Annotated in this window: 8 protein-coding genes; 3 read left to right on the forward strand and 5 right to left on the reverse strand. The window is 70.9% G+C overall.

Translation table 11 applies throughout. The features are described from left to right. Positions 1-130 precede the first annotated feature (130 nt). Positions 131-2,740 (forward strand): M14 family metallopeptidase, encoded by a 2,610-nt coding sequence (locus AX685_RS03815; RefSeq protein WP_269450455.1) that lies wholly within the window; start codon positions 131-133, stop codon positions 2,738-2,740. Positions 2,741-2,746: 6 nt separating this feature from the next. Here AX685_RS03815 and AX685_RS03820 read toward each other — a convergent pair whose 3' ends face one another. Beyond that, positions 2,747-3,730 carry a bile acid:sodium symporter family protein gene (locus AX685_RS03820; RefSeq protein ID WP_066485613.1) on the reverse strand — a complete coding sequence of 328 codons (984 nt, stop codon included), beginning with the start codon at positions 3,728-3,730 and terminating at the stop codon, positions 2,747-2,749. A 131-nt stretch (positions 3,731-3,861) separates the two neighbouring features. On the opposite strand from AX685_RS03820, the gene dld reads away from it, so the two are divergent. Both dld and msrB read left to right on the forward strand, forming a co-directional pair. Next, entirely contained in the window at positions 3,862-5,541 is a 1,680-nt protein-coding gene (dld, locus tag AX685_RS03825) for a D-lactate dehydrogenase (protein WP_066485615.1), read from the forward strand. 64 nt (positions 5,542-5,605) lie between these two features. Further along, positions 5,606-6,049, forward strand: a complete 444-nt coding sequence (gene msrB, locus AX685_RS03830) for a peptide-methionine (R)-S-oxide reductase MsrB (protein ID WP_066485616.1) — start codon at positions 5,606-5,608, stop codon at positions 6,047-6,049. Here msrB and AX685_RS03835 read toward each other — a convergent pair. The 4 genes from AX685_RS03835 to AX685_RS03850 form a co-directional block, all read right to left on the reverse strand. Beyond that, entirely contained in the window at positions 6,034-7,035 is a 1,002-nt protein-coding gene (locus AX685_RS03835; protein ID WP_066485617.1) for a DUF2891 domain-containing protein, read from the reverse strand. The two genes, msrB and AX685_RS03835, sit on opposite strands and share 16 nt — an antisense overlap. Further along, positions 7,032-7,937: a 5-oxoproline transporter, DUF979 family subunit gene (locus tag AX685_RS03840; RefSeq protein ID WP_066485618.1), complete on the reverse strand. Its 906-nt coding sequence runs from the start codon at positions 7,935-7,937 to the stop codon at positions 7,032-7,034. Before AX685_RS03840 ends, AX685_RS03835 begins: the two co-directional genes overlap by 4 nt. Beyond that, positions 7,934-8,602: a DUF969 domain-containing protein gene (locus AX685_RS03845; protein WP_066485625.1), complete on the reverse strand. Its 669-nt coding sequence runs from the start codon at positions 8,600-8,602 to the stop codon at positions 7,934-7,936. The genes AX685_RS03840 and AX685_RS03845 overlap by 4 nt, the downstream gene beginning before the upstream one ends. Continuing rightward, positions 8,602-11,231: hydantoinase B/oxoprolinase family protein (locus tag AX685_RS03850; protein WP_066485626.1), on the reverse strand; the 2,630-nt coding region annotated here is incomplete at its 5' end. The genes AX685_RS03845 and AX685_RS03850, both read right to left, overlap by 1 nt.

Consider the following 11,231-nt stretch of genomic DNA (forward strand, 5'->3'; position numbering starts at 1 on the left):
CGTCTTCAGATAGCGTTCGTAGTCGTCGTAATCGGCCAGATAGTAATCGCTGCCGTCCCCCGCCGAAGCCTTCGCCAGCGAGCCGGGCAGCGATTACTATCTGGCCGATTACGACGACTACGAACGCTATCTGAAGACGCTGGCGGCGCAGTCCGACCGGATCAAGCTGATCGATATCGGCAGGTCGGCCGAGGGGCGCACGATGTGGGTCGCGGTCGTCTCCAGCCCGCAGAACCTGGCGAAGCTGGATCGCTACCGCGACATCGCGCGCCAGCTGGCGCGGGCCGAGAACCTCACCGAGACGCAGGCACAGGCGCTGGCCAATGAAGGCCGCGCAATGGTGTGGATCGACGCCGGGCTGCACGCGACCGAGACGGTGACGACGCAAAGCCAGATCCACGTCCTGTACCGGATGCTGAGCGGGCAGGATGCCGAGACGAAGCGCATCCTGGACGAGACGATCGTGCTGTTCGGGCACGACAATCCCGATGGGCTGCAATTGGTCGCCGACTGGTACATGCGCAACAAGGACCCGAAGGACCGCGAATTCCGCACGATCCCGCGGCTGTACCAGAAGTATGTCGGGCACGATAACAACCGCGACAGCTTCATGTCGCAGATGCCGGAGACGACCGCGCTGAACCGCGTGTTCTTCCGCCAATGGTATCCGCAGATCATCTTCAACCAGCACCAGACCGGGCCGGCGGGGATGGTGGTGTTCGTGCCGCCGTTCCGCGACCCGTTCAACTACAATTACTCGCCGATCGTGATGAACGAACTGCAGGAGGTCGGCGCGGCGATGCACAGCCGGCTGGTCGCCGAGGACAAGGCCGGATCGGGCGCTCGGTCCGCCGCGCCCTATTCGACGTGGCACAACGGCATGGTGCGGTCGGTCGCCTATTTCCACAATTCGATCGGGCTGCTGACCGAGATCATCGGCGGCCCGACGCCCGAGAAGATCCCGCTGATCCCGCAGACGCAGCTGGCACGCAACGATGAGACGCTGCCGATCGGCCCGCGCGACTGGCATCTGAAGGACAGCTTGGAATATCAGTGGACGCTGAACCGCGCGGTCATGGATTACGCCGCGCGCAACCGCGAACGGTTGCTGATGAACATCTGGCGGATGGGCCATGCCGCGATAGAGAAGGGCAGCCAGGACAGCTGGACGATCACCCCGCGCCGCGTCGATGCGGTGATGGAGGCGGCGAAGGGCAAGACCGCGCCGGGCGGGGAGACCTATTTCCGCGGGCCGCCGGCGGTCGATCCGGCGCTGTACCGGTCGGTGCTCAACGATCCGGCGATGCGCGACGCGCGCGGCTATATCCTGCCGCCCGCGCAGCAGCGCGACCTGCCGACGACGATCGCGTTCCTCAACGCGCTGCTGAAGAATGGCGTCGACGTGGAGCGCGCCGCCGCGCCGTTCATGGCGGGGGGCAAGCGTTATCCGGCGGGCAGCTATGTCGTGCGCACCGCGCAGGCGTATCGCCCGCACGTCCTCGACATGTTCGAGCCGCAGGATCACCCGCATGACGCCGAATATCCCGGTGGCCCCCCCAAGGCCCCGTACGACATCACCGGCTATACGCTGGCGTATCAGATGGGGGTGCAGTTCGACCGCGTCGTCGACGGGTTCGACGGCCGGTTCGAAAAGGTGACCGAGGAGCTGCTGGCCCCGCCCGCCGGGCGCGTGATCGGCAGCGGAAAGGCCGGGTGGCTGATTGGGCATGAGGCGAACAACGGCTTCATCCTGACCAACCGGCTGCTGAAGGCCGGGGTGCCCGTCCATTGGGTGCCGGGCGAGACCAAGGTCGCCGGGCGGACGCTGGCGGCGGGCGCGCTGTGGGTGCCGGCATCGCCGGCGGCGCAGGGCGTGATCGCGCAGTCCGCGCCGCTGGGGGTCGATGCCTATGCGATGGCGCGCGCACCGGCGGGGACGACGTGGAAGCTGAAGCCGGTGAAGGTCGGGCTGGTCGACCGCTATGGCGGGGTCATGCCCGCCGGCTGGACCCGCTGGCTGCTGGAACAGTACGAATTCCCGTTCGAGGTCGTCTATCCGGGGCAGCTCGACGCCGGGAATATCAAGGCGAAGTACGACGTGCTGCTGTTCGCCGACGGCACGGTGCCGGTGGCGCGCGGCGGTGCCTATCCGGGCGGCTATCGCAACACTCTGCCCAAGGCGGAGGACATTCCGGCCGAATATCGCGGCTGGCTGGGCGAGGTGACGCAGGACAAGACCCTGCCGGCGGTGCGCGACTTCGCGAGCGCGGGCGGCACCGTCATCACCGTGGGCAGCGCGAACACGCTGGCGACGTGGCTGACCCCGACGATCCAGCCCGCGCTGGTGACGAAGAAGCCCGACGGCAGCGTCGCGGCCTTGCCGCACAAGGAGTTCTACATCCCCGGATCGCTGATCCGCGCCAGCGTCGATCCGCGCCAGCCGCTCGCCTATGGCATGACCCCGACGGTGGACATGTTCTTCGACGAAAGCCAGCCGTTCGTCGCCGCCCCCGACCTGCGCCGGATCGCGTGGTTCGAGGGCGCCGCGCCGCTGCGCAGCGGCTGGGCCGTGGGGCAGGAGAAGCTGAACGGCACCGTCGCGGTGGCGGAAACCGACCTGGGGCGTGGCAAGCTGTTCGCGATGGGGCCTGAAGTGACCCAGCGCGCGCAGCCCTATGCCACGTTCAAGCTGCTGTTCAACGGCATCCTCTACGGTCCGGCGGCGGCCGCCGCGCGGTAGTGCGGGTCAGTCCGCGTCGGCGGGCGCCGCGGCGCCCAGCCGGCGCGCGATGACCGCGCAGGCGATCAGCTGGATCTGGTGGAACAGCATCACCGGCAGGATCGCGAGGCCCACCTGCGCGGCGGGGAACAGCACGCCTGCCATCGGCACCCCCGCCGCCAGGCTTTTCTTCGACCCGCAGAACAGCAGCACGATCGCATCGCCGCGCGGCAGCCGCAGCGCCTTCGCGCCATACCAGGTGACCGCCAGCACCACTGCCAGCAGCGCCGCGCACAGGGCGAGCAGCATCGCCAGATCGCCGCCCGTCACCCGCCGCCACAGCCCGTCGGCCACCGCCGCGCCGAACGCGGTATAGACGACGAGCAGGATCGACCCGCGATCGACCGTCGTCACCAGCGCCCTGCGCCGCGCGATCCACGCGCCGACCAGCGGGCGCATCAGATGCCCGATGACGAAGGGCGCGAGCAGCTGCAGCACGATCCCCTCCGCCTGCGCCAGCGAGACATGCGCCTGCCCGGCGCCGGCCATCCCCTGCATCGTCAGCGCGACCAGCGCGGGGGTGAGGACGATCCCGGCGAGGTTGGAGAAGGATGCGCTGCACACCGCCGCGGCGACATTTCCGCGCGCGATCGAGGTGAAGGCGATCGACGACTGGACGGTGGACGGCAGCAGCGTCAGGAACAGGAACCCGCCCGCCAGCGTCGGCGCCAGCAGCGGCAGGTGCGCGACCGCGATCCCCAGCAACGGGAACAGCGCGAAGGTGGTGGCGAACACCGCCAGGTGCAGCCGCCAGTTGCGAAGTCCCTCCACGATCGCGTCGCGCGACAGCCGCGCGCCGTGCAGGAAGAACAGCAGCACGATCCCGGCATCCGCCGCCCATCCGAACACGATCGCCGCACGCCCGACCGGCGGCAGCAGCGAGGCGAGGAGGACGGTGCCGAGCAGCATCAGCACGAACGGTTCGAACACGGCGAGGATGCGACGCACCATCAGCGCCGCCGGATCTGGGCGATGGTCATGCCGGTCGCTGTAGGGGCGCGGGCCGCGAATGTCTTGCGGTTATACCGCGCGCCGTGGCCGCGCCCTTGATGCCGGGCGGGGGCGGCGCCACAAGAGTGCGCATGACCCGACCATCGCCGGACCCCGATGCGCTGCTGACGCGCCTGCGCGCGATCGTCGGGCGGCGGCACCTGTTGACCGGCGAGCGCGCGACCGCGCGGTTCCGCCACGGCTATCGCACCGGCGCTGGCGCGGCGATCGCGGTGGTACGGCCGGGCAGCCTGGTCGAACTGTGGCATGTCGCGCAGGCGTGCGTCGCGGCCGACGTGTCGATCATCATGCAGGCCGCCAATACCGGGCTGACCGGCGGATCGACCCCCGATGGCGACGATTATCCCGGCGGGGTGGTGATCGTCGCGACGATGCGGATCGCGGGGCTGCACCTGATCCGCGATGCGGGTCAGGTGGTGTGCCTGCCGGGGACGACGCTGGACGCGCTGGAAAAGGCGCTGGCGCCGCTGGGGCGCGAACCGCACAGCGTGATCGGATCGTCGTGCTTCGGGGCGTCGGTGATCGGGGGCGTGTGCAACAATTCGGGCGGGTCGCTGGTGCGGCGCGGCCCCGCCTACACCGAGCTGGCGCTGTACGGGCAGGTCGGCGCGGACGGCGTGCTGCGGCTGGTCAACCGGCTGGGCATCGCGCTCGGCGATACGCCGGAAGAGGTGCTGGCCCGCGTCGAGCGCGGCGATTTTTCCGATGCCGACGTGGCGGCCTGCGATGCGGCGCGCGCGCACGACCATGATTATGCCGCCCACGTCTGCGCGATCGATGCCGAGACGCCGGCGCGCTTCAACGCCGACCCGCGACGCCTGCGCGAGGCGGCGGGGAGCGCGGGCAAGCTGATCGTGTTCGCGGTGCGGCTGGATACCTTTCCGGTCGAGCGCGACACCGCCACCTTCTATATCGGCACCGGCGATCCGATGGCGTTGACCGCGCTGCGCCGTGCGATCCTGTCGCGCCCCGAACTGCTGCCGATCGCGGGCGAATATATGCACCGCACCGCGTTCGACATCGCCGATCGCTACGGGCGCGACATGTTCGCGGTGATCGAACGGCTGGGCACCGCGCGGCTGCCGGCGTTATGGGCGGCCAAGGGGCGGGTCGATGCGTTGCTACCCGGGGCGGCGGACCGGTGGATGCAGCGTGCCGGGCGGTTGCTGCGCGATCATTTGCCGGCGCGGATGCGTGCGTTCCGCGACCGGTATCCGCATCACCTGATCCTGAAGATGCCGGGCGCGGCGGCGGCGGCGACGCGCGCGCTGCTGGACGAGACGATCGGCGCCGACGGCTGGTTCGCGTGCGACGCGATCGAGGCGAAGAAGGCGTTCCTCCACCGTTTCGTCGCGGCGGGGGCGGCGGTGCGATACCGCGCGGTGCATCGCGACACGGTGGAGGATATCGTCGCGCTGGACGTCGCGCTGCCGCGCAACGCGCGGGACTGGACCGAGACGCTGCCGGCCGATCTGGCGGCGGAGGTCATCCACACGCTGTATTACGGGCATTTCTTCTGCCACGTGTTCCACCAGGATTATATCGTGCGGCGCGGCACCGATCCGGTGGCATTCGAACACCGGCTGTGGACGCTGCTGGACGTGCGCGGGGCGGAGTATCCCGCCGAGCATAACGTCGGGCATCTGTATCGCGCCAAGCCCGCGCTGGCGGAATTCTATCGCACGCTTGACCCGCGCAACCAGCTGAACCCCGGCGTCGGGCAGTTGCCGCGCGGGCGGGAGTGGCGCTGAGCGGCGTTGGGCGGGGCGCCGGGGCTTCCTATATCGCGCAGCGACGGACCATTCGGAGAAGACGATGACCGATTATCGCAAGACTGACGAGGCGCTGGCGCGGCTGACGCCCGAGCAATTCTATGTCACGCAGCAGAGCGGGACCGAGCGCCCCGGCACCGGCGAGTATCTGCACAACCACGCGGCCGGCATCTATGTCGACGTGGTGTCGGGCGAGCCGCTGTTCGCGTCCGCCGACAAGTATGAATCGCATTGCGGCTGGCCGAGCTTCACCAAGCCGATCGAGCCGGCGAACGTCAACGAACTGTCCGACCGCAGCCACGGCATGGTGCGCACCGAGGTGCGCTCCGCGCATGGCGACAGCCATCTGGGGCATGTGTTCGAGGACGGGCCGCGCGATCGCGGCGGCCTTCGCTATTGCATCAATTCCGCCGCGCTGCGCTTCGTGCCCAAGGAGGACATGGAGGCCGAGGGCTATGGCGCCTATCTGGATCAGGTAGAGGGCTGATCGAGTGCGAGCAGCGCGAAGGTCGCCAGCCAGTGTTCGCCCATATAGTCGTCGCCCAGGTGCGGCAGGCTGGCGGCGAGATGGTCGGCGGCCGCCGCCTGCGCGCGCGCGGCGACCGGATGCGCCGGGCCGAGCGCGGCGGCGATCGTGCGCCAGCACCACGCGCGGCTGAGGTTCAGCCCGTCGAGGTGCGCGATCTTCCCGTCCGACCGGTCCGAGACGATCGCGGGGGTGAACAGCGTCGCCGGCTCCCCCGTGGCGACGCGCGGCAGGAAGGCATCGAACCAGTCGCGAAAGGCGGCGGCATCGAGCACGCGGCTCATCACCAGCGCCTCACACAAGGCGGGTGACAGGAATTCGTCGCCGCCCGGTTCCCACGCCTGGCAATCGCGGTCGTTGGCGAACCAGCCGGTGGCGGCATCGGCGATGGGCACGCGCAGGGCCGGATCGTGGCGCCCGGCCCAGTCCCACGCCAGCGTCAGCGCGAAGCCGGTATTGAAATGCGTGCCGACCCGCAAGGGATAGGTGAGCCGCGGCAGGAACGCGCGAAACCGCGCCGCGATCAGCCGCGCGAGCGGTTCCAGCGCGGCGGCCCACGGCGCGTCGTGGCGGCTCGCCTCCTCATGCAGCGCCAGCGCCCAGGCCCAGCCATAGGGGCGTTCGAACCCCGCCGCGCCGGGGCGTTCGAAATAGGCGATCTCGGCCGCGATCCCCTCCGGGGTCAGCGTCGCGTCGGCGCGCGCGCGGATCGCGGGCGCGGCGTCCATGTCGGGGAAGCGGCGCGCGAGGCGCAGCAGCTGCCACCAGCCGTGGACGCAGCTGTGCCAGTCGAGGCTGCCGTAGAAGACCGGGTGGAGCGCCGACGGTGGCTGCGCATCCTCAGGCCCGTTGAGGGCATGGAGCAGGACGTTGGGATATTCGCGGCCGACATGCCCCAGCGTCAGGGCGGCGAAACGCTGCGCCAGCGCGCGGTCGAGCATCGTCATGCGATCATCGCGTACAGCAGCGCGGCATTGAACGCGAGCAGCGGGATCGCGGTGGGCAATTGCGCGCGGATCACGCCGTAACGGTCCTTCAGGTCGAGCAGCGCGGCGGGCATCAGGTTGAAGTTGGCGGCCATCGGCGTCATCAGCGTGCCGCAGAAGCCCGCCAGCATCCCTACCGCCGCGACCACCGCCGGATCGCCGTCCGCGCCGCGGATCAGCAGCGGCACGCCGACCGCCGCGGCCATCACCGGAAAGGCTGCGAAGGCATTGCCCATCACGATCGTGAACGCCGCCATGCCCAGCGCATAGGCCAGCACCGCGCCCGCGACGTTGCCGGCCGGCACGACCGCGCCGATCAGCTCGCCGACCACCCCGCCGACCCCGGCGAGCGCGAACACCGCGCCCAGGCTGGCCAGCATCTGCGGCATCACCGCGACCCAGCCGATATCGTCGATCAGCCGCCGTCCGGCGACGAACGGCTCGGCCGGGCGCGCGTTCAGCAGGGCGAGGCACAGCGCCAGCGCGATCAGCGTGCCGCACGTCACCGCCACCAATGTCGCCTGTTTCGGGTCGACCAGCCCCGGCAGCTGCTTGAACAGCAACGTGCCCGCCAGCGCGGCGGCGGGGATCACCAGCGCGGGGACGAACACGCGCGCGCCGTGGCGCGCGGCGGGCGGCGGGGCGGGATCCGCGCGGCGCATCCGGCCCGAGGCGGCGATCGCGACCAGCGCGAGCACCAGCAGGCCGTTGGCGATATCGCCCAGCCGGTCGCCGATCAGGAAGGACGCCGCGATCAGCGCATGGAAACCGGCATTGGCCAGCCGCCGGTCGCGCAGCGCCAGCACCGCGAAGATCGCGAACACCGCGCCGGCGATGCCATAGACCAGGTTCAGCCCGATCATGCAGCCGGCCCCTTTCGCGCCAGCCGCCGGTCGAGCCACATCAGCCGCGCGCCGTGGATCGCGAAGGCGGCGATCGCGGTGGGGATCGCCCACACCGACAGCTGGAACGGTTCCAGCACGATGCCATAGCCGTCGAGCACGCCCTTCATCAGCAGGATCGACCCGATCGCGATGAAGATATCCTCGCCGAAGAACAGCCCGATATTGTCGGTGGCGGCGGCCATCGCCTTGACCCGTTCGGTCGCGGCATCGTCGGTCGCGCCCTGGCGTTCCGCCGCGGCCTGCGCCATCGGGGCGACCAGCGGGCGGACGGTCTGCGCCGGCCCGGCGACCGAGGTGAGGCCCAGCGCGGCGGTCACCTGACGGAACAGGAGGTATCCGGCCAGCAGCCGCCCCGCGGTGGCGCCGCGCAGCCCCGCGACCAGCCCGCGCGCGCGCTCCTGAAGCCCGCGCCGTTCCAGCAAACCGATGACCGGTAGCACCATGTAGATGGCGGTGACGTAGCGGGTTTCGTTGAACGCATGGCCGAAGGTGGCAAGGATGCGCAGCGGGTCCAGCCCCGCCGCCCAGCCGGTGACCGCGGCGGAGGCGACGATCACCAGCAGCGGGTTGAACCGCAGCAGGAAACCGCCCGCGATGACGGCGATGCCGGCCAGCACCAGCATCAGCGCTGGCCCGCCGCGCCGTAACCGCCGCCGCCGGGGGTTTCGATGACGATGACGTCGCCGGGCGCCATCTGCGCGGTGGCGGTGGCGGCCATCGGCTCGACGCCGCCATCGGCGCGCTCGATGCGGTTGGCGCCCGCCTGCCCGTCGCCGCCGCCCGCCAGCCCGAACGGCGCGACGCGGCGGCGGTTGCTGAGGACGCCGGCGCGCAGCGGCGCCAGGAAGCGCAGCCGTCGCACCGTCCCGTCGCCGCCGCGCCATTGCCCCGCGCCCCCCGATCCGCGCCGGATCGCGAAGCGTTCGACCAGCACCGGATAGCGCGTTTCCAGCACTTCCGGGTCGGTCAGGCGGCTGTTGGTCATGTGCGTCTGGATCGCATCGGCCCCCGCATGGCCGGGGCCGGCGCCCGCCCCGCCGGCGATCGTTTCGTAATATTGATAGCTGTCGTCGCCGAACGTCAGGTTGTTCATCGTCCCCTGACTGCCCGCCATCGCGCCCAGCGCGCCGAGCAGCGCATCGGTGACGACCTGGCTCACCTCGACATTGCCGGCGACCACCGCGGCGGGAAAGCGCGGGTTGAGCATCGATCCGTCGGGGACGAGGATCGTCACCGGGCGCAGGAACCCTTCGTTGAGCGGCACCGGTTCGTCGACCAGCAGCCGCAGGACGTAGAGGACCGCCGCGCGCGTCACCGCCAGCGGCGCGTTGAAATTGGTGGGGCGCTGTTCGCTGGTGCCGGTGAAGTCGATCGTCGCATGGCCCGCCGCGCGATCGATCCGCACCGCCACCTCGACCACGGCGCCATCGTCCAGTTCGTAGCGGAAATGCCCGTCCGACAGGGTCGCGATCATCCGCCGCGCCATCGCCTCGGCATGCGACTGGACATGCGCCATGTAGCGGGTGACGACCGCCGCGCCCTGCCGCGCCGCCAGATCGCGCAGCCCCGCGGCACCGCGCGCGCACGCCGCGACCTGCGCCGCCAGATCGGCGATATTCTGGTCGATGTTGCGCGCGGGGTGCGGGCCGCCCGCCAGCAGGTCACGGATCGCGGCTTCGCGCATCGCGCCGTCGGCGACGACAGCCACGTCGTCGAACACGACGCCCTCGTCCGCCAGCGTGCGGCTGTCGGGGGGCATCGATCCGGGAGTGGTGCCGCCGACATCGGCATGATGGCCGCGCGCGGCGACGAACCAGGCGGGCGCGTCGCCGCCGGCGAACACCGGCATGATGACGGTGATGTCGGGCAGGTGCGTGCCGCCGCGATAGGGATCGTTGAGGGCATAGACCTCGCCATCGCGCATCGTGCCGGCGCGCGCGGCGATGACGGTGCGGATGCTTTCGCCCATCGACCCCAGATGCACCGGGATGTGCGGCGCATTGGCGACCAGGCCACCCTCGGCATCGAACAGCGCGCACGAAAAGTCGAGCCGTTCGCGGATGTTGACCGACGCGGCGCTGCGCTGGAGCGCGGCGCCCATCTCCTCGGCGATGCCCATGAACAGGCCGGAGAAGATCTCCAGCCGCACCGGATCGACCGTGTCGTCGGCGGCACCGTCGCGCGCGGCGGCGGCGCGTTCCAGCAGCAAGGTGCCGTCCGCCAGTACGCGCGCGCGCCAGCCCGGTTCGACCACCACCGTCGATACCGGATCGATCACCAGCGCCGGGCCGGCCAGCATCGCCCCCGCCGCCAGCGTGTCGCGCGCGTGCACGGCCACCTGCCGGTCCGCGCCCGCCAGATACATGGCGACATGGTCGAGCGGCGCGGCACTGGTCGCGGGCAGCGCGGGGGCGGGCAACTGGCGGTCGTCGGCGCGCGCGATTGCCTCGACGCGCAGCCGCTCGACCACCAGCGCATCGTCAGAGACGAAGCCGAACCGCTGGCGATGCGCGGCGGCGAAGGCATCGCGCATCGCATCGGCGTCGCCCCATGGCACCTCGATACTCTGGTCGTTGCGCGCGTAGCGCAGCTGCGCCTGCACGGCGACGTCGACCGCGCCGGCAGCGACGCCCTGCGCCGCCAGCGCGGCGACCGCGGCATCGCGCAGCCCCGCCAGTGCGGAGGCGAGCGCGGTGTCGCCCAGCGGCAGTGCGACGGTCGCCTCGCGCACGATGCTGCGATCGGCCAGCCCGATGCCGACCGCGGACAGGACGCCGGCCAGCGGGTGGATCAGCACCTGTGTCATCCCCAGCGCGTCGGCGACCAGACAGGCATGTTGCCCGCCCGCGCCGCCGAAACAGGCGAGCGCATAGCCGGCCGGATCCTCGCCGCGCGCCACCGATACCGCGCGGATCGCGCGCGCCATGTTGGCGACCGCGATCGCCACCAGCCCCTCCGCCGCGGCGGCGCGGGTCATCCGCTGGCCGGTGGCGGCCGCCACCTCGTCGAGCAGCGCGTCGAGCGCGGCTTCGGACGCGGCGCGATCGGGCGGCAGGTTGCGGTCGGGGCCGAACAGCGCGGGGAAATGCGCAGGCTGAATCTTCCCCAGGATCAGGTTGCAGTCGGTGACGGTCAGCGGCCCGCCGCGCCGGTAGCAGGCCGGGCCGGGATCCGCCCCCGCCGATGCCGGGCCGACCAGCAAGCGCCCGCCATCGAAGCGGCAGATCGACCCGCCGCCCGCCGCGACGGTAT

Origin of the sequence: Sphingomonas sp. CCH9-F2, from assembly GCF_001556735.1 — a bacterium.
Lineage (GTDB): Bacteria > Pseudomonadota > Alphaproteobacteria > Sphingomonadales > Sphingomonadaceae > Sphingomonas > Sphingomonas ginsenosidimutans.